Annotated in this window: 26 protein-coding genes; 15 read left to right on the top strand and 11 right to left on the bottom strand. The window is 64.0% G+C overall.

Translation table 11 applies throughout. The features are described from left to right. Positions 1–45: 45 nt before the first annotated feature. Positions 46–891, bottom strand: coding sequence for an SDR family NAD(P)-dependent oxidoreductase (locus tag Q7T45_RS16470; protein ID WP_304872003.1), 846 nt, complete (start codon positions 889–891; stop codon positions 46–48). A gap of 188 nt (positions 892–1,079) precedes the next feature. Between Q7T45_RS16470 and Q7T45_RS16465 the strand changes: the two genes are divergently transcribed. The 10 genes from Q7T45_RS16465 to Q7T45_RS16420 all read left to right on the top strand — a co-directional run bounded on the left by Q7T45_RS16465 (position 1,080) and on the right by Q7T45_RS16420 (position 15,633). Continuing rightward, entirely contained in the window at positions 1,080–2,042 is a 963-nt protein-coding gene (locus Q7T45_RS16465) for an HWE histidine kinase domain-containing protein (RefSeq protein WP_304872002.1), read from the top strand. Positions 2,043–2,329: 287 nt separating this feature from the next. Continuing rightward, entirely contained in the window at positions 2,330–4,012 is a 1,683-nt protein-coding gene (locus Q7T45_RS16460) for a bifunctional diguanylate cyclase/phosphodiesterase (RefSeq protein WP_304872001.1), read from the top strand. 175 nt (positions 4,013–4,187) lie between these two features. Then, a complete protein-coding gene (locus Q7T45_RS16455) occupies positions 4,188–6,236 on the top strand; it encodes an acyl CoA:acetate/3-ketoacid CoA transferase (RefSeq protein WP_304872000.1) in 2,049 nt (682 codons plus the stop codon). 114 nt (positions 6,237–6,350) lie between these two features. After that, the gene (locus Q7T45_RS16450) at positions 6,351–7,535 is read left to right on the top strand and encodes a substrate-binding domain-containing protein (protein WP_304871999.1); all 1,185 of its coding nucleotides are present in this window, start codon (positions 6,351–6,353) and stop codon (positions 7,533–7,535) included. A gap of 170 nt (positions 7,536–7,705) precedes the next feature. Then, on the top strand, positions 7,706–8,470 hold the full coding sequence (locus tag Q7T45_RS16445) for an ABC transporter ATP-binding protein (protein WP_304871998.1): 765 nt from the start codon (positions 7,706–7,708) through the stop codon (positions 8,468–8,470). Next, the gene (locus tag Q7T45_RS16440) at positions 8,467–9,189 is read left to right on the top strand and encodes an ABC transporter ATP-binding protein (RefSeq protein ID WP_304871997.1); all 723 of its coding nucleotides are present in this window, start codon (positions 8,467–8,469) and stop codon (positions 9,187–9,189) included. Before Q7T45_RS16445 ends, Q7T45_RS16440 begins: the two co-directional genes overlap by 4 nt. After that, a complete protein-coding gene (locus tag Q7T45_RS16435) occupies positions 9,186–10,196 on the top strand; it encodes a branched-chain amino acid ABC transporter permease (RefSeq protein WP_304871996.1) in 1,011 nt (336 codons plus the stop codon). The genes Q7T45_RS16440 and Q7T45_RS16435 overlap by 4 nt, the downstream gene beginning before the upstream one ends. Next, a complete protein-coding gene (locus Q7T45_RS16430; RefSeq protein WP_304871995.1) occupies positions 10,193–11,263 on the top strand; it encodes a branched-chain amino acid ABC transporter permease in 1,071 nt (356 codons plus the stop codon). The genes Q7T45_RS16435 and Q7T45_RS16430 overlap by 4 nt, the downstream gene beginning before the upstream one ends. A 119-nt stretch (positions 11,264–11,382) precedes the next feature. Then, positions 11,383–14,499: an EAL domain-containing protein gene (locus tag Q7T45_RS16425; protein ID WP_370691294.1), complete on the top strand. Its 3,117-nt coding sequence runs from the start codon at positions 11,383–11,385 to the stop codon at positions 14,497–14,499. A 96-nt stretch (positions 14,500–14,595) separates the two neighbouring features. Continuing rightward, positions 14,596–15,633, top strand: a complete 1,038-nt coding sequence (locus tag Q7T45_RS16420; protein WP_304871994.1) for a diguanylate cyclase — start codon at positions 14,596–14,598, stop codon at positions 15,631–15,633. Positions 15,634–15,688: 55 nt separating this feature from the next. Here the strand turns inward: Q7T45_RS16420 and Q7T45_RS16415 are convergent, their stop codons facing one another. The 3 genes from Q7T45_RS16415 to Q7T45_RS16405 form a co-directional block, all read right to left on the bottom strand. Beyond that, positions 15,689–16,252: a cytochrome b/b6 domain-containing protein gene (locus Q7T45_RS16415; protein ID WP_304871993.1), complete on the bottom strand. Its 564-nt coding sequence runs from the start codon at positions 16,250–16,252 to the stop codon at positions 15,689–15,691. 10 nt (positions 16,253–16,262) lie between these two features. Further along, positions 16,263–16,535 (bottom strand): PepSY domain-containing protein, encoded by a 273-nt coding sequence (locus tag Q7T45_RS16410; RefSeq protein ID WP_304871992.1) that lies wholly within the window; start codon positions 16,533–16,535, stop codon positions 16,263–16,265. 139 nt (positions 16,536–16,674) lie between these two features. After that, positions 16,675–16,947, bottom strand: a complete 273-nt coding sequence (locus Q7T45_RS16405; RefSeq protein ID WP_304871991.1) for a hypothetical protein — start codon at positions 16,945–16,947, stop codon at positions 16,675–16,677. 171 nt (positions 16,948–17,118) lie between these two features. On the opposite strand from Q7T45_RS16405, the gene Q7T45_RS16400 reads away from it, so the two are divergent. Genes Q7T45_RS16400 through Q7T45_RS16390 form a run of 3 tightly spaced genes read left to right on the top strand, consistent with a single transcriptional unit; the run spans position 17,119 to position 19,438 of the window. Next, a complete protein-coding gene (locus Q7T45_RS16400; RefSeq protein ID WP_370691293.1) occupies positions 17,119–17,412 on the top strand; it encodes a PepSY domain-containing protein in 294 nt (97 codons plus the stop codon). Continuing rightward, positions 17,412–18,077, top strand: coding sequence for a response regulator transcription factor (locus Q7T45_RS16395; protein WP_304743781.1), 666 nt, complete (start codon positions 17,412–17,414; stop codon positions 18,075–18,077). Before Q7T45_RS16400 ends, Q7T45_RS16395 begins: the two co-directional genes overlap by 1 nt. Next, positions 18,074–19,438, top strand: a complete 1,365-nt coding sequence (locus tag Q7T45_RS16390) for a HAMP domain-containing sensor histidine kinase (protein ID WP_304871990.1) — start codon at positions 18,074–18,076, stop codon at positions 19,436–19,438. Before Q7T45_RS16395 ends, Q7T45_RS16390 begins: the two co-directional genes overlap by 4 nt. Before the next feature lie 38 nt (positions 19,439–19,476). On the opposite strand, the gene Q7T45_RS16385 is transcribed toward Q7T45_RS16390, so the two are convergent. Continuing rightward, complete coding sequence (locus Q7T45_RS16385; RefSeq protein WP_304871989.1) at positions 19,477–19,842, bottom strand: hypothetical protein; 366 nt, start codon at positions 19,840–19,842, stop codon at positions 19,477–19,479. A gap of 169 nt (positions 19,843–20,011) precedes the next feature. Here Q7T45_RS16385 and Q7T45_RS16380 point away from each other — a divergent pair, with 169 nt between their 5' ends. Further along, a complete protein-coding gene (locus Q7T45_RS16380; protein WP_304871988.1) occupies positions 20,012–20,497 on the top strand; it encodes a RidA family protein in 486 nt (161 codons plus the stop codon). A 77-nt stretch (positions 20,498–20,574) separates the two neighbouring features. Further along, the gene (locus tag Q7T45_RS16375) at positions 20,575–20,979 is read left to right on the top strand and encodes a YccF domain-containing protein (protein ID WP_304871987.1); all 405 of its coding nucleotides are present in this window, start codon (positions 20,575–20,577) and stop codon (positions 20,977–20,979) included. Here Q7T45_RS16375 and Q7T45_RS16370 read toward each other — a convergent pair. From Q7T45_RS16370 to Q7T45_RS16350, 6 genes are all read right to left on the bottom strand, one after another. Continuing rightward, positions 20,976–21,263 (bottom strand): hypothetical protein, encoded by a 288-nt coding sequence (locus tag Q7T45_RS16370; protein WP_304871986.1) that lies wholly within the window; start codon positions 21,261–21,263, stop codon positions 20,976–20,978. The two genes, Q7T45_RS16375 and Q7T45_RS16370, sit on opposite strands and share 4 nt — an antisense overlap. Positions 21,264–21,399: 136 nt before the next feature. After that, positions 21,400–22,479 carry an LLM class flavin-dependent oxidoreductase gene (locus tag Q7T45_RS16365; RefSeq protein WP_304871985.1) on the bottom strand — a complete coding sequence of 360 codons (1,080 nt, stop codon included), beginning with the start codon at positions 22,477–22,479 and terminating at the stop codon, positions 21,400–21,402. Positions 22,480–22,605: 126 nt separating this feature from the next. Further along, positions 22,606–23,517 carry a YeeE/YedE family protein gene (locus Q7T45_RS16360; protein ID WP_370691292.1) on the bottom strand — a complete coding sequence of 304 codons (912 nt, stop codon included), beginning with the start codon at positions 23,515–23,517 and terminating at the stop codon, positions 22,606–22,608. A 6-nt stretch (positions 23,518–23,523) separates the two neighbouring features. Next, a complete protein-coding gene (locus Q7T45_RS29045) occupies positions 23,524–23,694 on the bottom strand; it encodes a hypothetical protein (protein ID WP_370691291.1) in 171 nt (56 codons plus the stop codon). A 141-nt stretch (positions 23,695–23,835) separates the two neighbouring features. After that, entirely contained in the window at positions 23,836–25,146 is a 1,311-nt protein-coding gene (locus Q7T45_RS16355; RefSeq protein WP_304872054.1) for a TRAP transporter large permease, read from the bottom strand. A gap of 26 nt (positions 25,147–25,172) precedes the next feature. After that, positions 25,173–25,721, bottom strand: coding sequence for a TRAP transporter small permease (locus Q7T45_RS16350; protein WP_304871984.1), 549 nt, complete (start codon positions 25,719–25,721; stop codon positions 25,173–25,175). Positions 25,722–25,782: the final 61 nt, after the last annotated feature.

The following is a 25,782-nucleotide window of genomic DNA, read 5'->3' as shown; positions in this document are numbered from 1 at the left end:
GAGATTCCGGGTTCGCCTCTTCGAGGCGCCCCGGAATGACGGCGACTATCCTCCCGTTGCCTTCTCAAATTTCTCGCGCAAGCCGACGTAGCCCTGCTGCTGCACCGTCCAGTTCTTTCCGCCGGTGATCGCGCCATCGATCACGAGATCATGGCCGTTGATAAAGCTGGACTCGTCGCTGGCGAGAAACACCGCGGCGTGAGCGATATCCTCAGGGAGTCCGGCGCGCGGAATCGGCTGCGCCGATTTGTAGACCCCGTGCATCAGCTCGGGCGTCTTCTCCGCCGCCTCCACCGACAGGCCCAGCGCCTTGCCGAAGATGCCGGTGGCGATCACGCCCGGCGAAATCGAGTTGACGCGAATGCCGGCTTCGCCAAGCTCCATCGCCACGCATTTGGTGAGGTGGATGACGGCGGCCTTGGCCGCGCCATAGACCAGCGAGGTGGAATAGCCGGCAAGCCGTCCGGCGATGCTGCCATTGTTGATGATGCTGCCGGAACCCTGCTTTCGCATATGGGGCGCGGCGTATTTCATGCCGAGCATCACGCTGCGCACCAAGGTCACCATCGCGGCGTCGAAGCGGGCGGCATCGAGACCCTCGATGCCGCCGGTCTGCGCCGGGCCGCCGGCATTGTTGAACAGGCAGTCGATGCGGCCGAATTTCTCGACCGACAGCTCGATCAGCGCGCGTATCTGCTCGTCGACCATGACGTCGGTCTGGCGAAAAATGCAGTTGGCGCCGAGTTTTTTCGCCAGCGCCTCGCCCTCCGGCACGCGGCGCCCGGCGATGACGACTTTGGCGCCTTCCGCGACGAATATCTCGGCGGTTCGCAGTCCGATGCCGCTTGTCGCGCCTGTGATCACCGCGACCTTGCCGTCCAGCCGTCCCATGTCGTTCTCCCATCTGATCGCTCTTGCTCTGGATTTATCTCCGGCCTGCCGGAACTACGCAAGCCATGCTTTGTTGCGTGGCAGCGTCCTCGAGGAGGGGTACGGCTGACGCCGTTTCTGGCCGCACTGGCGGGATTTTGCTCTATGCTCGGCCTTATTTTGGATTCTCTGATCGGCTGATGTCAGTCATGGGGAAATTGATCGACGAATTTCGACTGACCTGGCGGGGAATATCCCCGCCATCGCCGCTTCTCGGCATCGGATTTGCGGCCGGCTGCCTCGCGCTGTCGACCGCGACGCGGTGGGGCCTTGCCCAGATCCGGCCGGATGTATTCTTCACCCCGTATTTTCCGGCCGTGGTGTTTGCCACCGCTTTTGGCGGCTTCCGGCTCGGAATCGGGACGGCGCTGGCCGGTGGCGTGCTCGGAATGGCGCTCAATTTCGGCGAAACAACCGCCGATTTCGCCAGGCTGGCGCTGCTGGCGGCTTATCTGATCGCCTGCGGCCTCACGATATGGGGCGTCGAGCACTACCGGTCGATCGCCTCGCAGCAGCGGGAGATTTCGAAGCGGCTGATCCGGGAAGAGGAGTATCGCAAACTCATTGTCGGCGAACTGCAGCACCGGCTGAAGAACAAATTGTCGACCATTCACGCCGTTCTGCACCAGGTGCTGCACGATCGGCCGGAGGTCTGGGCCGGCGTCGATCAGCGGCTGCGGGCGCTGGTCAGGACGGATGATTTGATAGCACGGGTCGACGGCCTCGGCTGCGACATCAAGGATCTGCTAGTCTCCGAGCTCGGACCTTACGGACATGTGCGGTTCAACCTGAACGGAGATCCGCTGTTCCTTCCCGACAAGCTTGCGGTGAGCCTCGCCCTGATATTCCACGAGCTCGCCACCAATGCCGGCAAGTATGGCGCGTTTTCCTCCCCGCGCGGCCTCTTGCAGGTGTCGTGGCTGGTGACTGACGGCCGTCTCAACATCACCTGGGACGAAACCGAAGGTCCCCCGGTCGAAAGCGTCGGGGCGGCCGGCTTTGGCACCAAGCTGTTGAAATCGGCGCTCACCTCGTTCGACGGCAAGACCGAAATCGCGTTCCTGAAGACCGGGGTTCACTGCACCATGCAGTGTCGCATCCCCGCGAGTTGAAGCGCCTCCTTTTAGTGCATCGAGCGCCCGGATTCGCCGGCCAGCGGGCATTGCGAAATCGCGTTAGAGTTCTGTTAATGACGATCGAGGCGGAGCCTGTTCAAATCGTAGACTCGCACAACTGGAGCCGACTTTTTGAGTTCCACTTAACCAAAACTACAAGAGCTTCCGCCAAAGTCGGCGGCATGCAAAGCCGGACCCAATACGAGCAGCGGATCGCCGCGACCGAAGGCGATAGCGAGTACGCTCTCGCTAACGAATTGAGAATTCTGAGGGATGTCTTCAGGATGCTCCCGACCGGCGTGACGGTTCAGGACGAGCAGGGCCGCTTCCTGCTGGTGAACGACGCCGCCGCGGCTCAGCTCGGGATGGCCGGCAGCGAAATGGAGGCGCCGGCCTCCAGGGAGCTGGACCATCGCCGCAAGACCGGCATGGAGCTGCTGCGCACCGGCAGCCACGCGGTTGCGGAGGAATGCGTCAACACCGACCAGGCCAGACAGGTCTTTCTCACCACCCACCGGCCGGTTCGTATCGCGGACCGCAACCTGTTGCTGTCGAGCTCCGCCGACATCAGCGAGCAAAAGGCCCTCGAGGATCACCTGTTCCGGTCGGCTTATTACGACGAGCTGACCGGCCTGCCCAACCGCGGCGTGATCGAACACCGCGTCAACAGCCTTCTGAAGCGCGACGAGCCGCATGGCAGCTTCGCGCTGGCATTTCTCGACATCGATAACTTCAAGCATATCAACGACTATTACGGTCATCCGATCGGGGATGCGCTGCTGATCGAAGTCGCCAAGCGGCTTGGAATGGACTTGCGCGAATCCGACATGCTGTCGCGGATCAGCGGCGATGAATTCCTGCTGCTGCTCAATCCGATCCAGAGCGAGCAGGAGGTGGCGGAATACATCCGGTTTACGCTGGAACGGCTGAGGGCTCCCTACTTCATCGACGGATCGGAAATCTTCGCTTCGACCTCGATCGGGATCAGCCTTTATCCCGAGCACGGCCGCAGCTACGATCTGCTGCGTCAGAACGCCGATATCGCGATGTATCGCGTCAAGAACGACGGCAAGGGCTCCGCGGCCTTCTTCGACTCCAGCATGGAGCGCGAGGCGCTGGCGCGAATGAAGGTCGAGCAGTCGCTGCGGCTCGCCATCCTGGAGAAGCGCTTTTGCTGCGCCTTCCAGACCAAGGTCGACATCCGGACCCAGGACATCAAGGGCATCGAGGCATTGGTGCGGCTGCGCGACGATGAAGGTGTCATTCAGGCCCCCGGCACCTTCGTCAATCTTGCCGTCGAGCTTGGACTGATCGACGAGCTCACACATCTGGTGCTGACCGAAATCGTCAAGTCGATCGACCTGATCAACGAGACGTTTGGTCCCGACGCCTCCATCAGCATCAACGTCGCGGCCAAGCAGGCCTGCAACCCGGAATTCATGCGGACGTTTGCGCTGGCGCTGGAAGCCACCGGCTATCCCGAGCGCTTCATGATCGAGGTGACGGAGGACGCCTTCGTCACCAAGACCCATTTCCAGGACGAGATCCTGCCGATTTTCCGGAAACTGGGAGTGAAGATATCGATCGACGATTTCGGCACCGGCTATTCGTCCTTGTCGGCGCTGGCCGACATCACCGCCGACGAAATCAAGATCGACCGCTCCTTCATCACCGACATTCACAAGCGCCCGCGCAGCCAGGGCATCCTGCGGGCGATCGAATCGCTGAGCGAGGCGCTCGGCATGACCGTGATCGCCGAGGGCCTCGAAACCTTCGAGGAACTCGCCTACCTGCAGGCCGCCACCAAGATCCGCTATGCGCAGGGATACTACTTCTCGCGGCCGATCTTTCTCGAAGAACTGCGGCCGGCGATACCCATAGCCAGCGAAGCGCGTTCCAGCCTGGCGAGCCGTCCGCCGCAGGAAAGCCGTCCGGCCCTTGCGCGCGGCGAGCGCTATCGCCGCTGACCGCACGCGCGCTGCCCCTCCCTCCCGGCCCGCCATCCGCCGGTCTTTTGATTTGAAGCAAACCGGCTTCCGGTCCAGACTCCTATGATCGATGCGCCAGGGCGCAGAACGTCGAGCAGCCGCCAGCAATCGGGAATCCGACACGCGGCTTGAAACCATCCCGGGGAGGAACGCCGTGAGCCAGCATCCAGCCTTGCCCTATCTGCGCAACGCGGAGAAGGGCAAGATCGTCACGGCGGCGGAAGCCGTGCGCCTCATTCGCGATGGCGATACCGTCGCCACCGGCGGCTTCGTCGGCATCGGGTTTGCCGAGGAAATCGCGCTGGCGCTGGAGCAGCTCTATCTCGCCAGCGAGGGCGACGCGCCCTATGCGCAGGGCAAGCCGCACAATCTGACGCTGGTCTATGCCGCCGGACAAGGCGACGGCAAGGATCGCGGCCTCAATCACTTCGCGCATGCGGGGCTGGTCAAGCGCGTGATCGGCGGCCACTGGGGCCTCGCGCCGAAACTGCAGGCGCTCGCGATATCCAATCAGATCGAGGCCTACAATCTGCCGCAGGGCGTCATCACCCACATGTTTCGCGACATCGCGGCCCACCGTCCCGGACATATCTCGCGTGTCGGCATGGGGACCTTCGTCGATCCGCGCAACGGCGGCGGCAAGCTCAACGCCCGCACCACCGAGGACATGGTCGAGCTGGTCACGCTGGGCGGGCAGGAATGCCTGTTCTACAAGATCTTTCCGATCAACGTCGGCATCATCCGCGCCACCACGGGCGACCCCGACGGCAATCTCACCATGGAGAAGGAAGCGCTGACGCTGGAGGCGCTGGCGATCGCGATGGCGGCGCATAATTCCGGCGGCGTCGTGATCGCGCAGGTCGAGCGGGTGGCCGAAAGCGGCAGCCTCAATCCGCGCCAGGTCAAGATCCCCGGCATCCTGGTCGACTGCGTCGTGGTCGCCAGGCCGGAAAATCACTGGCAGACCTTCGGCACGCAATACAACCCCGCTTTCAGCAGCGAGATCAGGGTGCGCGCCGGCTCGCTGCCGCCGATGCCGATGAGCGAGCGCAAGATCATCGCGCGCCGCGCCGCGTTCGAGCTGAAGCCCAACAGCGTCGTCAATCTCGGCATCGGCATGCCCGACGGCATCGCCGCGGTCGCCAACGAGGAGGGCATCATCGACCTCATCACGCTGACGGCGGAGCCGGGGACGATCGGCGGCATTCCCGCCAGCGGCATCGATTTCGGCGCCGCGATCAACACCCAGGCGGTGATCGACCAGCCCTATCAGTTCGATTTCTATGACGGCGGAGGTCTCGACGCGGCATTTCTCGGCCTCGCCCAGGTCGACCGATCAGGCAATCTCAACGTCAGCAAATTCGGTCCCAAGCTCGCCGGCGCCGGCGGCTTCATCAATATCAGCCAGAATGCCAAGAAAGTGATCTTCGTCGGCACCTTCGGCGCCGGACGCCTGCGCATCGCGCTGTCCGACGGCAAGCTCGCCATCCTGGAGGAAGCCAGGGCGCGCAAATTCGTCGAAGCCGTGGAGCATGTGACGTTCAGCGGCGCCTACGCAACCGCGCGCGGGCAGAGCGTCCTCTACGTCACCGAGCGCTGCGTCTTCGCCCTCCGGCCCGATGGACTCGAGCTCATTGAAGTCGCCCCCGGCATCGATATCGAGCGGGATATCCTCGCGCTGATGGATTTCAAGCCGCTGATACCGCGCGACCCGATCGGCATGGACGCGCGGATCTTCCGACAGGGCCCGATGGATCTGCGCGAGGACATGCTCACCATTCCGCTCGATCAGCGCTTCACGCTCGACGAGCGGCAGAACCTGTTCTTCGTCAATCTGGAGCGTTTTGCATTGCGCAGCCGCGCCGATATCGACGCGATCGCCAAATCCGTCGAAGCCCGGCTCGGCGGGCTGGGCCGGCGGGTCTACGCCATCGTGAACTACGACAATTTCTCGATCGTGCCGGAGCTGCTCGACGACTATTCGGCCATGGTGCGGGGTCTCGCCGACCGCTTCTATTCGGGCGTCTCGCGCTACACTACCTCGGGCTTTCTGCGCATCAAGCTCGGCGAAGCCCTGGAACGACGCGGCGTCGCCGCGCATATTTTCGAAAGCGCGGAGGAAGCGCAGTCGGACTGGCGAAACGTCGCGGGGATCGGCGGCACATCCGGTGAGCAACGCCCAGTTCGTGGGCAGGCCGACTAGACATCTGAACACGCTCGCGCCGAAGTCGCCCGCGGCCGAAACATCGAATTGCAATGTTCGTCCGGCTGTGCAAATCGCTATGGTAACATCCATTCTGCAACAGGAGGGACCGCCGTGCGTTACCCACTCATTCTCGCAACCGCCGCACTCGGCTTGATCGGGAGCGCCGCGGCGCAGGCCCAGGATCTGAAGATCGGCCTGATCTACGGCAAGACCGGACCGCTGGAAGCCTACGCGAAACAGACCGAAACCGGCCTGCGCATGGGACTGGAGTATGCCACCAAGGGCACCATGACGCTCGACGGGCGCAAGATCGTGATCATCACCAAGGATGACCAGAGCAAGCCGGATCTGTCCAAGTCAGCGCTGGCGGAAGCCTACCAGGACGACAAGGTCGATATCGCGATCGGCACGACCTCGTCCGCCGCGGCCCTTGCGGACCTGCCGGTTGCCGAGGAGAACAAGAAGATCCTGATCGTCGAACCCGCGGTCGCGGACCAGATTACCGGGGAGAAATGGAACCGGTACATCTTCCGCACCGGCCGCAACTCCTCGCAGGATGCGATCTCGAACGCGATCGCCATCGGCAAGCCGGGCGTCACCATCGCGACGCTGGCACAGGACTATGCCTTCGGCCGTGACGGCGTCGCCGCTTTCAAGGAAGCGCTGGCCAAGACCGGCGCGACGCTGGCGGCCGAAGAATACGCCCCGACCACCACGACGGACTTCACCGCGGCCGGTCAGCGTCTGTTCGACGCGCTGAAGGACAAGCCCGGCCGCAAGATCATCTGGGTGATCTGGGCCGGCGCCGGCAATCCCCTGAGCAAACTGCAGGATATGGACCCGAAGCGTTACGGCATCGAATTGTCGACGGGCGGTAACATCCTGCCGGCGCTGGCGGCCTACAAGAGCCTGCCCGGCATGGAGGGTGCTACCTATTACTACTACGATATTCCGAAGAATCCGGTGAACGACTGGCTGGTCGCCGAGCACCAGAAGCGCTTCAACGCACCGCCGGATTTCTTCACGGCGGGCGGCTTTGCCGCGGCGATGGCCGTGGTCACCGCGGTCACCAAGGCGAAATCCACCGATACCGAAAAACTGATCAGCGCCATGGAAGGCATGGAGTTCGATACGCCCAAGGGCAAGATGATCTTCCGCAAGGAAGACCACCAGGCACTGCAGAGCATGTATCACTTCAAGGTCAAGGTGGACCCGAACCTGGCGTGGGCGGTGAACGAGCCGGTCCGCGAGATCAAGATCGAGGACATGAACGTTCCGATCCGCAACAAGCGGTAGTTTCTCTTCCCCCTCGCCCCGCTCTTCGCGGGGAGAGGGTTGGGGTGAGGGGCTGTCTCGACACGCTCGACTCGCTGAGAGTCCCCCTCACCCGATCGCTGCGCGATCGACCTCTCCCCGCACGCGGGGAGAGGTGAAGTATCACCAATCGCGTATCACCCGAGTTTCCGATGACCTTGCTCGAAACCCGCGACCTGACCATTCGCTTCGGCGGACACGTTGCGGTCAACAGCGTCAGCTGCACCTTTCGGCCGGGTGAATTGACCGCGATCGTCGGCCCCAACGGGGCCGGCAAGACCACCTACTTCAACCTGATCTCCGGACAGCTGCGCCCCTCGGGCGGCAGCATCCTGTTCGACGGCACCGATATCACCCAGTTGTCCGCGCCGCTGCGCACCCGCGCCGGCCTCGGCCGCGCGTTCCAGCTCACCAATCTGTTTCCCAATCTGAGCGTGGCCGAGAATGTCCGCCTCGCCGTGCAGTCGGCCAGCGGCGTGCATTACGACATGCTGCGGCCCTGGATCACGCGCAAGGACCTGATCGCCCGCGCCGACGCCATTCTCGATCAGGTGGCGCTTGGCAGCCGGCGTAACGTGGCGGCGACCGCGCTATCCCACGGCGATCAGCGCAAGCTCGAAGTCGCGCTGATGATGGCGCTCGAGCCGAAAGTCTTCATGTTCGACGAACCGACCGCCGGCATGAGCATCGACGAGGTGCCCGTGGTGCTCAACCTGATCGCGCAGCTCAAGCAGGATGCCAGCAAGATCATCCTGCTGGTCGAGCACAAGATGGACGTGGTGCGCTCGCTGGCCGACCGCATCATCGTGCTGCACAACGGCCAGTTGGTCGCCGACGGCAAGCCGGCCGAGGTGATCGCCTCGCCGATCGTGCAGGAGGCCTATCTCGGCATCGCGCCCGGAAAGAGCGCGGCATGACCGACCTGCTCACCCTCGCCGGCGTGCACACCCATGTCGGGCGCTATCACATTCTGCACGGCGTCGATTTCAGCGTGCCCGAGGGCCAGACCACCATGCTGCTCGGCCGCAATGGCGCCGGCAAGACCTCGACGCTGCGCACCATCATGGGCCTGTGGCAGGCCTCCGCCGGCCAGATCTCGCTCGACGGGCAGCGCATCGAAGCCAGCGCGACGCCCGATATTGCGCGGCTCGGCGTCGGTTACGTCCCGGAGAGCATGGCGGTGTTCTCCGACCTGACGGTGAAGGAAAACCTGATCCTCGCGGCGCGCGACGGGCCGCTCGACGATGCCAGGCTGGAGTGGATCTTTGGATTTTTCCCGGCGCTGAAGCGATTCTGGCTGTCGCGCGCCGGCGCGTTGTCCGGCGGACAGAAGCAGATGTTGTCGATCGCGCGCGCGATCGTCGAACCGCGCAAGCTTTTGCTGATCGATGAGCCGACCAAGGGTCTGGCGCCGGCGATCGTGGTGGCGCTGATCGAATGTTTTGCGGAAATCAAGCGCCGGGGCGCCACCATCCTGCTGGTCGAACAGAATTTCCATGCCGCGCAGGCGATCGGCGATACCGTGCTGGTGATGGACAATGGCCGGATCGTCCACCGCGGCGAGATGGCGGCGCTGGCGGGCGACGTCGCGCTGCAGGAAAAATTGCTAGGGCTTAGTCTGGAGACGCATCAGTGACCGACCTTGCCGCGACCGACGCGTTGCCCAGGCCGAAGCGGGATCTGCTGCCGGTGCTGTTGCCGGCGATTCTCGCACTGGCGATGCTGCCGCTGATCGGATCGGGCAGTTCATGGGTGACGCTGACGGTGGCGAGCCTCGCCATGGGCATGATGATTTTCATCATGGCCTCCGGTCTGACCCTGGTGTTCGGCCTGATGGACGTGCTCAATTTCGGTCACGGCGCCTTCATCGCGGTCGGCGCCTATGTCGCAACGCTGGTGCTGCTGCCGCTGGCGCCTTACGTGCAGGCCGACTCGCTGCTGACGAATCTGGCGGTGCTGGCGCCCGCCGCGCTTGCCGCGATGGCGGTCTCCGGCGCGCTCGGACTTGTGGTCGAGCGCGTGCTGATCCTCCCGGTCTATGGCCAGCACCTCAAGCAGATCCTGATGACGACGGGCGGGCTGATCGTCGCCGAACAGGCGCTGTACGCGCTGTGGGGACCGCAGATCATCCCGCTGCCGCTGCCGACGTCGCTGCGCGGCTCGTTCATCATCGGTGACGTCGCGATTGCGAAATACCGCCTGCTGGCAATGCTGGTCGGGCTGGTGGTGTTCTGCGGCATTCAACTGGTGCTGAACCGCACCAAGATTGGTCTTCTGATCCGCGCCGGCGTGGAAAACCGCGAGATGGTGGAAGCGCTCGGCTATCGCATCAGGCGGCTGTTCCTCGGGGTGTTCATGGTCGGCTCCGGCCTCGCCGGGCTCGGCGGCGTGATGTGGGCGCTGTACCGCGAACAGGTGCACGCCTCGATGGGCGACGACCTCACGGTGCTGGTGTTCATCGTGGTGATCATCGGCGGTCTCGGCTCGATCGGCGGCTGTTTCATTGGCGCGCTGCTGGTCGCCATGGTCGCTAATTATGGCGGCTTTCTGGTGCCGAAACTGGCGCTTGTCTCCAACATCCTGCTGATGGTCGCGATCCTGATGTGGCGGCCACGCGGACTCTATGCGGTGACGAGTCGATGATGATTCTCTCGGGCGATCCGCCGCGCAGCCGCGTTCTCTCCATTCTGCTCGTCGTCATCATTGCGGCGCTGGCGGTGACGCCCCTGCTGTTTCCCGGCGCCAAGGCGATGAACGTCGCCACCAAGATCTGCATCTTTGCCGCCCTGGTGGCGTCCTATGATCTGCTGCTCGGCTACACCGGAACCGTATCGTTCGCGCACACGATGTTTTACGGGATCGGCAGCTATTCGATCGCGATCGCGCTTTATTCCATGGGCCCGAACTGGGCGGCGGTGGCGGTCGGCGTCGCTGCCGGCCTGCCGCTGGCGATGCTGCTGGCGCTCGCGATCGGCCTGTTCTCGTTGCGGGTCGAGGCGATCTTCTTTGCCATGATCACGCTGGCGGTCGCTTCCGCTTTCCTGGTGCTGGCATCGCAACTGTCATGGCTGACCGGCGGCGAGGACGGCCGCAGCTTTCAGCTGCCGGAATTGTTGCGGCCGGGCACTATCCTTATTCCGAAGGACTGGTTCGGCTTCGCCGTCAATGGCCGCGTGCTGACCTATTATCTCATCTTCATCGCCTGCGCCGCGATGATCCTGGCGCTGCTGCGTGTGGTGAATTCGCCGTTCGGCCGCGTGCTGCAGGCGATCCGCGACAACCGTTTTCGCGCGGAAGCTTTGGGTTTCCGCACCGTGTTTCATCTGACCTACGCCAACTGCCTTGCCGCCCTGGTCGCCGCCAGCGCCGGCATGCTCAATGCGTTGTGGCTGCGTTATGCCGGGCCGGATACCTCGCTGAGTTTTGCCATCATGCTGGACATTCTGCTGATGGTCGTGATCGGCGGCATGGGCACGATCTACGGCGCGATCGTCGGAGCCGTGATCTTCATTCTGGCCCAGAACTATCTGCAGGCGCTGATGGGGGCCGCCTCCAACGCCGCCGCCGACGCAGGACTGCCGCTGCTGCCGGGACTGCTGCATCCGGATCGCTGGCTGCTGTGGCTTGGTCTTTTGTTCATCGCCAGCGTTTACTTTTTCCCGACCGGCGTGGTGGGACGGTTACGGAATCCTTCTCGCAAACCGGCATGACGCCCGCCGCCGCCCCCCGTATTTCTACGGCCGGCGCGCGCCGTTAAGCCTTAAGTAACCGGATTTCCTAACCGGTATGCCATTTCTGCATTGTATTCATGTTCCCCGGGAGACGGGGAATGCGAAGACTGCTTGTCAATGTCCGTGGCGCGCTTGGATCGCTTCGAAAAGCCGCCACCGGCTCGCAGCACATTGCCATGCCGATTCGCCGAGGGCCGATCCTCTCGCTGATCCTGTGCGGCGGCCTCATCGTCGCGGCGATCAGCGTCGGCACCATGATGATGGTCGGCGAATTCCGCGAGCGTGCCCTCAGCAACAACGAGCGCGAACTCGAAAACACCGTGCTGCTGCTCACCCGGCACTTCGAACAGCAGTTCGAGGACTCCGAGATTGTTGCCAACGACGTGATCTCCAGAATGCAGTTTTCGGAGATCGACTCGCCGGAAACGTTCAGGACATGGATGTCGAGCCACGACGCTCACCTGATCCTGAAGTCCAAGGTCAACGTGCTGTCCTACATCGGCGATGTCGGCATCTTTGATGCGGACGGCAAGCTGATCAACGCGTCGGCAATCTGGCCGCTGCCAGCCATCAGCATCGCCGACCGGAGCTATTTCAAGAATTTCAGGTCGGACGCCGCACTGAAAACCGCAGTGGCCGAGCCGGCCCGCAGCCAGATGACCGGCGACCGGAGCACCGTCATCGCTCATCGGCTGAGCGGCCGTAACGGGGTTTTTCTCGGAGTAATGGCGCGCAGGATCAATTCCTCCCATTTTGAAAAATTCTTCGCATCCGTCGCGCTCGGCAACGGCGCCGCGATTTCGATGTTTCATCGCGATGGAACGATGCTGGCTCGCTACCCTCATGCCAATTCGACCGTCGGAAAATATTTCAAGGATGCCCTCCTTGTGAACAAGGTGCTGACCGACGGAGGCCGCCAGACCTTGCGCGTACAAAGTCCCGTCGATGGCACGGACCGGCTCGGCTCGGCGGCGCCCCTGCGCCGTCTTCCGATTGTCGTGGTCGCGACCACGACCGTCTCGGCCGCGCTGGCGGACTGGCAGGCGCAAACCAGGTTCATGGTTGCCGCCGCCGTGCTGTCCGCGCTGGTGATCGCTTTCGTGCTGTTCCTGATCATTCGGCAGGTGACCCAGCAAAACCAGGAATCGCAGCAGCGGCTCGGTCTGCAAAAACAGCAGCTCGACACCGCCCTGAACAATATGACACAGGGCCTCGTGCTGTATGACGCATCGGCGCGCATCATCCTCTGCAACCAGCGCTATCTCGATATGTACGGGCTGTCGACCGACATCGTCAAACCGGGTTGCCACTTTCGCGACCTGATCCAGCATCGTCAGGACACGGGATCCTTTGACGGCGACGTCGACGAATTCTGTTCAGCCATCATGCGCAACGTGGCGCAGGGCAAGCTCACCCACATGAACATGGAAAGCGCGGGGCGTTCCTATCTGATCGTCAACAAGCCGCTGGCACAGGGCGGATGGGTCGCCACAATCGAAGACACCACGGAGCGCCAGAACCTGCAGCAGGAGCGCGACCGCAATTATGCGTTCCTGCGCCAGATCATCGATCACATCCCGACGCAGATTACCGTCAAGGACCTGCGCGATGGCCGCTACGTTCTGGCCAATCGGGTGGCCGAGGCCCAATTCGGGCTGCCGTGCGAGGAAATCGTCGGCAGGACCGCATTCGATCTGTTTCCCGAAAAGGTGGCCGCCAACGTCACTGCGGACGATGAAAAGGCCCTGAGCCGTCCCGATGGCCTGTTCCTGGACGTGTTCCCGTCGCAAATCGAGAGCAAGCGCTTCATCACGTCAAAGCGTATCGGAATTCCGGACCAGACCGGCGAAATCCGGTATCTGATCAACGTCGTCGACGACGTGACCGAGCGCCGGCGCGCCGACGAGAAGATCGCGCACCTCGCGCATTACGACGCGCTGACCGACCTGCCGAACCGGGTGCTGTTCCGCGAACAGATCGAACGCGAATTGCAGCGAACCAGGGCGGGCGAGCAGTTCGCCCTGCTCTATATCGATATCGACGAGTTCAAGGGCATCAACGATTCGCTTGGGCACCATGTCGGCGATGAACTGCTGAAGGCGGTGGCTGGCCGCATCCGGGGCTGCCTCCGCGAGGCCGACCTGATCGCGCGGCTCGGCGGCGACGAGTTTGCGGTGATCCAGACCGGCGTCAGGAACGTCGGCGATGTCGTGGAATTCGTCACCCGGATTCACGAATTGATCCGGCAGCCCTATCAATGCCTCGGTCACCAGCTCTCGACCGACGCCAGTATCGGCATCGCATTGGCGCCACAGGACGGCACCGACCTGGATCAGCTGATCAAGAACGCCGACCTCGCAATGTATGGCGCCAAGGCCGGGGGACGCCGAACCCATCGCTTCTTTGAACCCGCCATGGATGCCAGCGCCAAGGCGCGGCTTGCCATGGAGCAGGACCTGCGCCAGGCACTGGTCGATGGCGGCTTCGAAATCCACTACCAGCCGCTGGTCGACCTGCACCGCGACGAGGTGACCGGTTGCGAGGCCCTGCTGCGCTGGCGCCATCCCGAACGCGGCATGATCTCGCCCGCCGAATTCATCCCCGTGGCGGAGGATACCGGCCTGATCGTTGAACTCGGCGAATGGGTGTTGAAAACCGCCTGCGCCGAGGCGGCTAGCTGGCCGGATCATATCCGTGTCGCGGTCAACGTCTCGCCCGTTCAATTGAAGTGCCCGACGCTGGCGCTGAAGATCGCGAGCGCGCTGGCCACGTCCGGCCTGCGGGCGAGCCGGCTGGAAATCGAAATCACCGAGGCGGTGCTGATCCGCGACGACGAGACCGCGCTCGCCATCCTGCATCAGCTGCGCGACATCGGCGTGCGCATCGCGCTGGACGATTTCGGCACCGGCTATTCCTCGCTGAGCTATCTGAAGCGCTTCCCGTTCGACAAGATCAAGATCGACCGCTGCTTCATCAGCGACATCACGGAAATCGACGGCTCGTCGGCGATCGTGCAGGCGGTGGTGAACATCGCGGCCTCCCGCAACATGACGACGACAGCCGAGGGCGTCGAGACGCTGGAACAGAAGCAACGGCTTCGCGCGCTCGGTTGCACCGAAATGCAGGGTTATTTATTCAGCGCCGCGAAGCCCGGCCCGGAAGTGAGGCCGTTGTTCGGCCCCCGCCCGGTGACGGTGACCGCCGTGGCTCGATGACCAAACGATTTTGCGGCTGCCCGACGATGGTTCGGGCCGCTGCACAAGGGCCGCCGCAATCGATTTAACAATGGCGGCATGAGGGAAGGATACGAGATGGCTCCCGCAAGAGGCGTGGAGGTCGCACATGCCTATGCTGTGCAACTGATGCAGCATCTGGTCGTCCCGACCTTCGTCATCGATCCGCAGCGACGAGTTGTGATCTGGAACCGGGCCTGCGAGCGGCTGACCGGCGTCGCCGCCTCCGAAGTCCTGGGGACGTCGCTGCACTGGCGTGCCTTTTATGAGAAGCGCCGCTATTGCCTGGCCGATCTGGTGGCACTCGGGCGGCAGGACCAGGTAGGCAACCTCTACCCCGAACATACCGCGCCGGAGGACAACCGCCTCGGCTCCAGCGCCGAGAACTGGTGCGTGATGCCGAGGCTGGGCAACCATTTATATCTGGCGATTGACGCCGGCCCGATCCATGACGAGGCCGGCAATCTGATCGCGGTGGTCGAAACCTTGCGCGACATGACCGATCAGAAGCGCGCGGAAATGGCCCTGAAGACGCTGGCGACCAGGGACGGACTGACCGGCCTCGCCAATCGGCGCGCCTTCGATGAAGCACTGCAAATGGAATGGTCGCGCGCCCGGGGCAGCGGGAAGCCGCTGGCCTTGCTGTTTGTCGATGTGGACCATTTCAAGCTGTTCAATGATCAGCACGGCCATCAGAGCGGCGATGAGTGTCTGCGTGCGGTGGCAGCCGTCATCCGGGAGAACGCCCTTCGGCCTCTCGATCTGGCCGCGCGCTATGGCGGCGAAGAGTTTGCCATCATCATGCCCGGGACCGGACTGGAGGGTGCCTGCAGGGTTGCCGAGCGGCTCCGCGAAGCCGTCATCGACCTGCGCATCAAGCATGGCGCCGACGGCGCGGGTCCGTGGGTCACGCTCAGCGTCGGCGTGGCGACGCTGGTCGCCGGCAGCGATGTTGGGCCCGACGGGTTTCTCGGGCAGGCCGATCAGGCCCTTTATGCCGCCAAGCACCTGGGCCGAAACCGCGTGATCTCCGCCGACACCATGCTGGCCGATTTCGCCAAGCTGCGCCGCAGCAACGACGGCCCGCAGAAACCGGTTCGCGTCGTCAAGCGGTAGCGCCGGCGCGCAGACGAGGGGCGGGCGCTGTGGCGGCGCCACCTCGCCTCTTCGCTCACAATGACCGCTTGCGCCCGGTCCACATCGCCTTCACCAGATTCTCCTTGTGCAGCAGGCTCGAGGCCACGACGCCCAGCACATGCAGCCCGGCAAGCACCAGCGTGCCATGCGCGAGCGCCTCGTGCAGTTTCTCGACCCATTTGGCTCCCCAATACGCGTCCGTCGTCATCATGTAGCCGGTGACGGCCGTGCCGATCAGCGCGGCCATCAACGCGACGATCATCACGCCACCGGCGGGATTGTGGCCGAGATAGCGTGGCGCCTTGAAGCTCGCGACGTCCCGCAAATAGCTCAGCACCTGCCGCGGCCGCCGCACAAAGCTGGAAAACCGTGCGTGGCGAGGGCCGATCGCGCCCCAGACGAGACGCAGCGCCAGCAGAATCGCGATGCCATAGCCGGCCGCGATATGCACGCCTTCATTCTCGTCGCCACTGACGAAGGCGGTGACGAACAGCGCCAACAGCGTCCAGTGGAAGACCCGCACGAACGGGTCCCACACCTTGACCGTTGCCGGCGGCGTGGCGCCGCCGGCTTCGATCGCCTGATCTGTGAATGCCATGGCCGGTCCGTTACAGCTGGCCGACGATGGCGGCAGAGGTCGGATCGACGAACAGTTCAACGCGGCTGCCGTTCTTGTCGATGGTATAGAGTTCACCGCAGGCGGCCTTCAGCTTCGCCTTCTGAACCCTGTAGCCGAGCGCCTCGACCTTGGCCTGGATGGCATCGAGGGAGAGCCACTGGCTCTGCGGCGCGGAGGTACAGGGGCGCCCGAGGCTGCCGGCGCTGGCGAAGGTCGCCGTGGCGAGCAGGATGGCGGTGGTGAACGTTGCAGTCTTGATCATGGGAAGTCTCCGTAATGGCCGCCTGCCCTTGCGGAGCATGGCGCCGGTGTGAAATTCGGGTGATCGATCCCGCCGGGACGCCTTTGATCCATGTCATCGACCGGCCAGCGTCCCATCGGTAATGGTGGCTTGATGATGGTCAGTTGTGGCGACGACCGTGTTCACGCCGCTCATCGTGGCGTTCGTGAGCTTCGTCGTGACGTTCGCGATGGCCACGACGGGCCTCGCGGTGTTCCCCGCGGGATTCGAGGCGGCGCTCATGCGCGTGTTCCTCGCCACGCATGGCGGGCGCCGCCGGCTGGCTCACCTCGATGGAGTTCTTCTGCTCCGTCGCGGTGTCATCACTGGCCTGCGCCAGCGCGCCGGTCCCGAGCAGGGCGATAAGGGTGCCGAACATGATGGTCTTGCGCATGGGGTATCTCCTGGCTTGCGTCCCGGCCGCCTATCCGGCCAGCGACGGGACGCACTATCGGCCGGCACCGCTGACAGCCGGCTGTTGACCGATGTCAGCGAATTGTCAGCCGGTTCGTGCTCAGTGAGGCCGAAAGGAAACGGGTCGGTCATGCGGTTGAATGCGAAAGCAATGGCAATTGCGCTGCTGTCGGCGCTGATGGTGTTCGCAGCGGCGGCGCGGGCTGACGACGATCGCGACCATGACGTGGCGCGGCGCGCCGTCGAGCGCGGGGAGATCAAGTCGCTCGCCGAGATATTGCAGGCGGTACGCGACAAGCTGCCCGGCGAGGTCACAAGCGTAAAGCTCGAACGCGAGCGCGGACGGCTGGTCTACGAATTCCGGGTCGTCGGCGCCCGAGGACGCCTTCTCGAAGTCTATGTCGATGCGGCTACAGGCGAGATCGGCCGCACCCGGGAGAAATGATGCGCGTTCTGCTGGTCGAAGATGATCGAAAGATTGCCGCCGATGTCGGCCGCGCGTTGTTGGCTGCGGGCTATGTGGTCGACCGGGAAAGCCAGGGAGAGGAAGCATGGTTCCGCGGCGATACCGAAGACTATGCCGCAATCATTCTGGACCTGGGATTACCCGGCATGGACGGTCTGGCCATCCTCAAGCGTTGGCGGGCGGCCGGGCGCACCACGCCGGTCTTGATCCTGACGGCGCGCGGAAGCTGGAGCGAGCGCGTCGACGGCATCGATGCCGGCGCCGACGACTATCTGCCAAAGCCGTTTCAAATGGAAGAATTGCTGGCGCGGCTGCGCTCCGTCGTGCGACGCTCGGCCGGCCGCGCTTCCTCGGTGGTGACGATTGGCGACCTCGCCATCGACGAGCGACAAATGAAAGTCAGCGTGCGCGGCGTCCCGATCAACCTGTCGGCGCTGGAATATCGCGTCGTCGCCTATTTGATCCATCAACGCGGCCGTGTCGTATCGCAGCTCGAGCTCAGCGAAAACATCCATGGCACCGACGACGCCAATGATTCCAACGCCATCGAGGTTCTGGTCGGCCGGCTGCGCCGCAAGCTCGGCGTCGATCTGATCGAGACCCGGCGCGGTTTCGGCTATCTGATTCCAGAGTCGGTCGGATGAACCGGAACTCGCTGCGGCTGCGCCTCGTCGCCGGCGGTATCGCCGCGATCATCCTGGCCCTGGCGCTGGCCGGACTCGGTCTGACGCTGCTGTTCGAGCGCCATGTCGGCCGCACCGTTTCCCAGGATCTCGACGTCCATCTGAAGAAACTGCTGGCCGGCCTCGAGGTCGACGCCGACGGGCACATCGTCGTCACCGGTGGCCCCGTCGATCCCCGGTTTTCCGAACCGCTATCGGGGCTCTATTGGCAGGTCGCCGACGACCGCGGCCAGACGCTGCGGTCGCGCTCGCTGTGGGATTCATCGTTGCTGCTGCCCAACGACGAGCCGGCCGCCGAAGAAGTGCATCGCCACGAAGCGGTCGGCCCGGCCAATGGGCGGGTGCTGATCGCCGAACGCCGGGTCCGGCTCGATATCAAGGGACGCGAAACCCCTGTCACGGTCGCGGTCGCGATCGATGCCGCGCATGTAACGGCGGCAACGACCGCTTTCGCCACCGACCTTGCGACGGCACTCGGCCTGCTCGGGATCGCACTGGCGGCGGCGACCGCGATACAGGTCGGCCTCGGACTGCGGCCACTCGACCTGCTGCGGCGCGGCGTTGCCGATATTCGTGCCGGCCGCGAACTGCGGCTCGCCGCCGGCGTGCCCGACGAAGTGCGGCCGCTGGTCGATGAAGTCAATGCGCTGTTGGCGGCCCGCGCCGAGGAAGTCGAGCGCTCCCGCCACCGCGCCGCCGATCTCGCGCATGGCCTCAGGACGCCGCTGGCCGCGCTTGCGGCCGATGCCGGCCGCCTGCGCGAGGCGGGGCAATCGGTCGTGGCCGACGGAATTGACGAGGTGATCGGGACCATGCGCCGCCATATCGACCGCGAGCTCGCGCGGGCCCGGCTGCAGGGCGCCATGCGGTCCCAGCCGGGCGCATCGACAGCACTTGCACCGCTGGTTCGCTCGCTGATCGCGACTTTGGCGCGAACACCGGAAGGTGCCCGGATCGCTTACGAAATCGCGATGACGGAACACGTGACGGTGCCGTTCGATCGCTCCGATCTGGCCGAGGCGCTGGGCAATCTGCTCGAGAACGCGACGCGCCACGCCCGCAACCAGGTCCGGATCGCGGCCGGAGCTGACGGCCTTGGCGTTGCCGTCGAGGACGACGGTAGCGGCATTGCCGAAGCAATCCGTCCAACGGTCCTCGCGCGCGGCGGGCGGCTCGACCAGCGAGGCGGCGCCGGGCTCGGGCTTGCGATCGTGCAAGACGTCGTCGAGGCCTATGGCTGGACCCTGCGGCTCGATACGTCGGATCTCGGCGGACTGCGTGCCACGATCCAGCCGGATGCCTCGACAGGCCTGGCCGGCTAGCACGCCCTCATTGGACGGGACTGGCGGACGTCAGCGATTCAAACCAGCGCTTGCAGGAACTTGCCGGAAGGCAGCCGGCTGATGGTTTCCTTGCAGCGACGCCATTCCCTCAAGGGCGCATCGGCCGACCCCTGGCGCGACACCGCGAGGTACTCGCTACGCAGGATGATGTTCACGACTTCGCCTGAACCACTTTCGCCTGCCGGAACGACGTAATCAAAAGCGTGGCGGCTGTAATTGCCGTCGATTTGCTTGCCGCCCGGCGTGGTGACCTTCTCGGCGTGGATCGACATCCGCATTCCGTCGGTGCTGCACCAGTCGCCGTCGATGGCGTCAGCGCGGCTGACGCCGGTCTGCAGCAGCACACCCACTGCGGAAAGCAGGATCAACAAACGCGCGGCCATCGGCGCCTCCCTCGCAAAGGGGATCATGTGCCGGCATTTTGCCACAGACAGGATACGCCTGCATCAGGGCATTTTGCGTTAGGATGAGGCAATTGCGCGACGCCCGGCTCTTGCGCTGCCCGCTACGGCGGACAGATTCTTCCACGCTTCCACGAAAACGAGTCCATCCATGGCCAACATCGAATCCCGCCTCACCGCGCTCGGCTTGGTCCTGCCGCCGGCCTTTAGCCCGCCGCCCGGCATGGTCCTGCCTTTCGTCCATGTTCGCCGGATCGGAAACCGCGCGGTGATCGCCGGGCACGGACCGCAGAGCCCGGAAGGACCGCTCGCCAAGCCGTTCGGCAAGGTCGGAGCCGAGCTGAGCCTCGAACAGGGCTATGTCGCCGCAAGGCTCACGGCGCTGTCAATGCTGGGCTCGCTCAAGCGCGCGGTCGGCGAGCTCGACCGTATTTCGCACTGGGTGCGGATTTTCGGCATGGTCAACTCGGCGCCCGGCTTCGTCCAGCAACCCGCCGTCATCAACGGCTTCTCCGACCTCATTCTCGAGCTGTGGGGGCCTGAGGCCGGCGCCCACGCCCGCAGCGCGGTGGGCATGGCCGAGTTGCCGTTCGGGATGCCGGTCGAAATCGAGGGCGAGGTCCAGATCGCGGATTAGCCGCAAATTCATATGATTGTCGGGCAGATCGTCATAGGATCGGCAAACGCCCGTCCCTCCAGCTTCGAAGCAACCGCATGCAACCCGTTTCCATCCTACTGAACATCTTCTGGATCTTGCTCGGCGGCGCGTGGATGGCTGCGGGCTGGATCATCGCCGCCGTCGTCATGGCCATCACCATCATCGGCATTCCCTGGGCCAGGGCCGCGTTCAATATCGCGGTCTATACCCTGCTGCCGTTCGGCTCCCGGGCGGTTCGGCGCGACGAGGTCACGGGACAGTCCGATATCGGCACCGGGCCGCTCGGCATGATCGGCAATTTGATCTGGCTGGTGCTGGCGGGCTGGTGGCTGGCGCTCGGACACCTCGTCACCGCGGTCATTCTGGCCGTGACGATCATCGGCATTCCCTTCGCGTGGGCGCATATCAAGCTCGCCGGCATCGCGCTCTGGCCGATCGGCAAGGTGATCGTGCCGGCCTAGACTCTGGCTTCGGGCGCCTCGATCATCGACAGCTCGTGGGCCCAGCATGGCCTCACCAGAACCTTCAGACCGGCCTCGAACGGAAGAACACCGACCGGGCGCGAATCCTGGGTAATCCTGACTGCCCAGTTTCTGGGAACGGCCCGATGCTCCTGGAAAAGCCGTTGAATGATGCCGGCGGCAAACAGCGTGGCATCGATATCGTCGCCCAATGCCGCCCCGTCGTGGCCATGGCCATCGATGGGGGTGATCGGATCGCAGACCTGAAATCTGTAAAACGGCATGAGATATCGTTACCCCAAACGTTGCGCTGCTGCTTTGACGTCGATCAAACCTTTCCGGTTCACGCGGCGGGGCCATTCCCGGAAGAAATAATCCGGAATCAATGTCGAGGCGACCAGGCCTTGCGCCCTGTTCGTTCTACGCCGCCAGCCGGCCGCGGTTGTTCTCGGCCAGAATGGGGCGGATCAGCCGGCCGAACCGTTCGGCTTCCTCGTCGTGCAGATAGCCCGACAGGCAGAATGAATGGCAGCCGGCGTCGATGAATTGCTGGAATGTCTCGGCGCATTGCCGGGGATTGCCGACCACCGCGATGCCGGCGCCGGGCCGCACCTTGGTGATGCCGGTCCACAAATGCGGCATCAGGAGATCGCCATGCTCGCGGGCCAGTTCCTGCACGCGCCGGTTGGCTTCCGACTTGTTGTAGAGCGTCTTCATCTCCTGCTTCTGCCGCTCGGTGGCATTGCGCACCAGCGCGTCGGCGGCTTCCCACGCATCCGCCTCGTCTTCGCGGCAGATCACCTGCAGCCGCATGCCGAAGCCGATGGTTTTTTCCCGGCCATGCGCCCGCGCCAATTCCCTGATCTCCGCGATATTGGCGGCGATGCGCTCCGGCAGGTCGCCCCAGAACAGATGCACGTCGGAATGCTTCGCCGACATTTCCCAGGCCGGCCGTGAGCCGCCGCCGAGATAGAATTTTGGAAATGGCTGCTGCAGCGGGCGCGGCCTGATATGCGCGCCGGACAAAGTGTGGAATTTGCCCTCGAAATGCACCGGGCCGCGGGTGGTCCACAGCGCCTTCAGGATAGAAACTTCCTCCTCCATCAGCGCGTAGCGCTCCTCCTTGGCGTAGCGCACGCCCTCGCCCTCGACTTCGCTTTCGTTCTGGCCGGCGATCAGGTTGATGCAGATGCGCCCGCCGGACATCTGGTCGAAGGTCGAGATCATCTTGGCCAGCAGCACCGGATTGATGTAGCCGGGCCGCGCCGCGATCAGCGGCTTGATCTTGGACGACCGCGCCGCCATGAAGGCGCCGGTGATCCAGGCCTCCCAGCACACCGAGCCGACCGGGATCAGCAGATATTCAAAGCCCGCGGCCTCGGCGGCCTGCACCACGCGGTCGCACAATTCGGGCGATCCCGGCACCTGGGCCTCCGGCACGCCATAGGCCGTGGTGTCGCCGTGCGTGGGCAGGTACCAGCCGAATTCGAGCGGACGCATGCAATTTTCTCCCTGAAGGCGGCTTCGCCGCGCTGTTTTCTCAGGGAGCAGTTTACAGGCTGGCTCCCGCGGAACAATCGGGTATCGCCTTCACGGACCATGGCCGATCGATCGGTCCGAAATCCATCAGGAGACGCTGACCGTCCGGCGCGGATCGGCCCAACGGACACGCCGTTCATCCACCAGATAGTTCGTCAGCAGGGCGCCGCCCCACATGGCGGTGAGCGCGACCCAGGATGTCAGGGCAAAGATCGCCCCGCCCGTGACTCCCGCGCCGACGGCACAGCCGCCGGCCAGCATGCCGCCAAAACCCATCAGCGCCGCGCCGAACAAATAGCGGCCCATGCTCGGCCCGTCCTGAAAGCCCTGGATCTTCCATTCGCCCGCCAACAGCGCGGCAAACAGCGAACCGGCGAACACGCCGGGAACGAGGCCGATATCAAATCCCAGCTGTAGGGATGGAGAATTGATCAGCCCCATCAGCGTATCGGCCGACGGCCCGATGAAACTGATGCTCTTGACCTGAACGAGATTGAACGAGGATTGTGAGACACGGAAGGTAAACAGCCAGCCGGCGGCCACCGCAACGCCGACACCGATCGCGGTGGCGCCAGCAAGAAGGCCGACGCGGGCACGCCGCGCCAGCCACAGCGCGCCGCCGAGCCCGAGCATGCCGAGCAACATGCCCGTCACGGCGCCGGCGTCCACGAATGCGAGCAGGTTGCGCGACGGGCCGCCCTGCACGGTCCATAATTCGGACAGCGCCTCCCGGACCGGCGCCAGCACCCCTCGCAGCGAGGCCTGGCCGACGATGGTGAGAACGAGCCCGGAAATCAGCGCTCGAAGATTCCCGGTCGCCGACAGAACCAGGAGCCGGCTGGCGCAACCGCGCGCCAGGATCATTCCGGCGCCGAACATCAAGCCGCCGATCAGGCTGCCGGAAAGGCTGCCTCGCGCGGCGAGCTGGCGGGAGCCGCTGACGTCAAGCCAGCCGAAGGCGATGAGCGCGTTGGTGGCGGCAACGGCGGCAGAAAACACCAGCAGTCAGATCGCGAATTTCGAGCCGGGCAGCGCATGGGAGAACTCGATCACGGCGGATCGCAGGCAGAATTTGCTCGACTGCGCGCATGCGCCGAACAGCATTCCGATCAGCAGCCCGCCTGCGGCAAGAACCACTGCATCGCCAGCCAGATCGATCAGCCATTGCAGATACACGCCGTTCGAGCCTTTCGTCGACCGGTGACCATTCCGCGATGAGATAAAATGCCGGCAAAACAGCCGCCGGGCATTGATATGGCGCAACGAAACGCCTCGTTCAGCCCTTTGCAGGACCGCTGCCGGCTCGCCCTGCCGGTTTCAGGGGCAGATATAGCCGGTGCCGCTCGGATTCTTGAAGCAGCCGACCGATTCCGGCAGCAGGTGCTTGGGCAGCCACAGCACCACTTCGGGAAAGAAGATGCAGAACGCGATCGCGCCCAGGAACACGAAGTAGATCGGCAGCGACGCGAACATCGCCTTGCCGAAGCGCACCCCGACGAATTTCGAGGCCATCAGCAGTGCCAGCCCGTAAGGCGGTGTGATCAGCCCGAACGCCAGCGTGACGATGATGACGACGCCCATGTGTACCGGATTGATATCGGTGCTCTGGGTGAGGTCGGTGATGATCGGCATGAAGATGATGATGGCGGGTATCGCGTCGATGAAGTCGCCGACGATGACGAAAAGCACGACCAGCAGCAGCATGATCATGAAGGGATCGCCGCCGGCCGCCGACGATATCCAGCCCGACACCACCGCCGGCCCGCGCAGATAGGCCAGCATCCAGCCGAACACCGATGCGGCGCCGATGGTGATCAGCGGAATGGAATAGAGCAGCCCGGTCAGCGCCATGTCGCGCGGCAAATACCTGATATGGCCGGGATTGAGCAGCGGGATCGCCACGAACAGGATGTAGGCCACGGCGATGATGCCGGCCTCGGTCGGGGTGAACTGGCCGGTGAGGATGCCGCCCATGATGATCAGCGGGATCATCAGCGGTATCGCCGCTTCCTTGGTGGCGGTTGCGAACCTGCCGAACGTCGCCCGCTTGTGCCTGAGGCCGACCGGCCCGAAGAAATGGCTGTAGATCATCAGCCCGATGCCGACAAACACGCCCGGCACGACGCCGCCGAGGAACAGTCCGCCGATCGAGACGTTGCCGGTCGCGCCGTACACCACCGCCATGATGCTGGGCGGAATCAGGTTGGCCATGGTGGAGGCGGAAGCGATCAGCGCCGCCGTGAAGGCGAGGTCATAGCCTTCCCGCTTCATCTCCGGCGCCAGCGTGCGCGACAGGATGGCGACATCGGCGGCGGACGAACCGGAAATGCCGGCGAAGAACATGCTGAAGATCGTCACCACCTGGGCCAGGCCGCCGCGAAAATGCCCGACCATGGTTTGCGACAGCGTGATCATGCGGCTGGTGACGTTGGCCGAGGTCATGAGATCGCCGACCAGCAGGAAGAACGGCACCGCCAGCAGGGCTTCGGTGTCCATGCCGTTGAAGAGCTGCGCCATCATCGAGGCGAGGCTGACCGGGGTGAGCGCCGTCACCACCAGCACGGACGCGATCAGCGCAAATGCCACCGGCACGCCCATATAGCCGAGGAACAGGAACAGAAATCCCATCAGGAAGATGAGCCCGCCATTGGCCGTCACAGCGCTTTCCTCTTCTCGTCGGCGTGCGTGGTGCCGACGAAGCCGTGTTTCCAGCCGTTGACCATCTGCTCGATAATGAAAATGGAGACCAGCACGCCGCAGAGCGGAATGGCCGCATACAGGCTCGACAGCGGCGTCATCGACGGCATGCGCAGGCTCTTGAAGCCGTCGAGAAAATTGAGATAGCCGAAATAGATCATGCAGAAGGCGACGCCGAGCACGACCAGCCGGTTGAACATCTCGAAGAACAGCCGCTTGTTGCCGGTCAGCGATTCCGCCAGTACCGCGAGATAGAGGTGGTCGTTGCGCCGCGTCGCCGCGCCGACGCCGATGAAGATGCCGTAGATGAAGAAGGTCATGGTCGCCTCCTGGAGCCAGAGCCAGGGATGACCGATGGTGCGGGTGACGACGTCACACATCACCAGCACGGAAAACCCGGTGATGGCGACGCCACACAGAATCATCAGGACCTGTTCGAGCCAGTCGAGCGCGCGCCACTTCAGGTACCGCTGCTCCTCCAGGACGAGGCTATTGAACCCGCGCATGATCTCTTCTCAAATCCGGATTTCGGGGACAGCGAAGCAGGGAGCGACCTCGCTCCCTGCT

Source organism: Bradyrhizobium sp. (assembly GCF_030646015.1).
Taxonomy (GTDB): domain Bacteria; phylum Pseudomonadota; class Alphaproteobacteria; order Rhizobiales; family Xanthobacteraceae; genus Bradyrhizobium.
Note: the sequence above shows the minus strand (reverse complement) of the source record. Positions and strands in the feature narration are given on the sequence as shown.

Excerpts from the sequence above, each read along its gene's own strand:
- Q7T45_RS16355 (WP_304872054.1), bottom strand. The coding sequence starts at position 25,146 with ATGGGATTTCTGTTCCTGTTCCTCGGCTATATGGGCGTGCCGGTGGCA.
- Q7T45_RS16445 (WP_304871998.1), top strand. The coding sequence starts at position 7,706 with ATGACCTTGCTCGAAACCCGCGACCTGACCATTCGCTTCGGCGGACAC.
- Q7T45_RS16375 (WP_304871987.1), top strand. The coding sequence starts at position 20,575 with ATGCAACCCGTTTCCATCCTACTGAACATCTTCTGGATCTTGCTCGGC.
- Q7T45_RS16410 (WP_304871992.1), bottom strand. The coding sequence starts at position 16,535 with ATGATCAAGACTGCAACGTTCACCACCGCCATCCTGCTCGCCACGGCG.
- Q7T45_RS16390 (WP_304871990.1), top strand. The coding sequence starts at position 18,074 with ATGAACCGGAACTCGCTGCGGCTGCGCCTCGTCGCCGGCGGTATCGCC.
- Q7T45_RS16425 (WP_370691294.1), top strand. The coding sequence starts at position 11,383 with ATGCGAAGACTGCTTGTCAATGTCCGTGGCGCGCTTGGATCGCTTCGA.
- Q7T45_RS16460 (WP_304872001.1), top strand. The coding sequence starts at position 2,330 with ATGCTCCCGACCGGCGTGACGGTTCAGGACGAGCAGGGCCGCTTCCTG.
- Q7T45_RS16420 (WP_304871994.1), top strand. The coding sequence starts at position 14,596 with ATGGCTCCCGCAAGAGGCGTGGAGGTCGCACATGCCTATGCTGTGCAA.
- Q7T45_RS16440 (WP_304871997.1), top strand. The coding sequence starts at position 8,467 with ATGACCGACCTGCTCACCCTCGCCGGCGTGCACACCCATGTCGGGCGC.
- Q7T45_RS16465 (WP_304872002.1), top strand. The coding sequence starts at position 1,080 with ATGGGGAAATTGATCGACGAATTTCGACTGACCTGGCGGGGAATATCC.
- Q7T45_RS16470 (WP_304872003.1), bottom strand. The coding sequence starts at position 891 with ATGGGACGGCTGGACGGCAAGGTCGCGGTGATCACAGGCGCGACAAGC.
- Q7T45_RS16385 (WP_304871989.1), bottom strand. The coding sequence starts at position 19,842 with ATGGCCGCGCGTTTGTTGATCCTGCTTTCCGCAGTGGGTGTGCTGCTG.
- Q7T45_RS16350 (WP_304871984.1), bottom strand. The coding sequence starts at position 25,721 with ATGCGCGGGTTCAATAGCCTCGTCCTGGAGGAGCAGCGGTACCTGAAG.
- Q7T45_RS16370 (WP_304871986.1), bottom strand. The coding sequence starts at position 21,263 with ATGCCGTTTTACAGATTTCAGGTCTGCGATCCGATCACCCCCATCGAT.
- Q7T45_RS16430 (WP_304871995.1), top strand. The coding sequence starts at position 10,193 with ATGATGATTCTCTCGGGCGATCCGCCGCGCAGCCGCGTTCTCTCCATT.
- Q7T45_RS16415 (WP_304871993.1), bottom strand. The coding sequence starts at position 16,252 with ATGGCATTCACAGATCAGGCGATCGAAGCCGGCGGCGCCACGCCGCCG.
- Q7T45_RS16365 (WP_304871985.1), bottom strand. The coding sequence starts at position 22,479 with ATGCGTCCGCTCGAATTCGGCTGGTACCTGCCCACGCACGGCGACACC.
- Q7T45_RS16380 (WP_304871988.1), top strand. The coding sequence starts at position 20,012 with ATGGCCAACATCGAATCCCGCCTCACCGCGCTCGGCTTGGTCCTGCCG.
- Q7T45_RS16405 (WP_304871991.1), bottom strand. The coding sequence starts at position 16,947 with ATGCGCAAGACCATCATGTTCGGCACCCTTATCGCCCTGCTCGGGACC.
- Q7T45_RS16395 (WP_304743781.1), top strand. The coding sequence starts at position 17,412 with ATGCGCGTTCTGCTGGTCGAAGATGATCGAAAGATTGCCGCCGATGTC.
- Q7T45_RS16400 (WP_370691293.1), top strand. The coding sequence starts at position 17,119 with ATGGCAATTGCGCTGCTGTCGGCGCTGATGGTGTTCGCAGCGGCGGCG.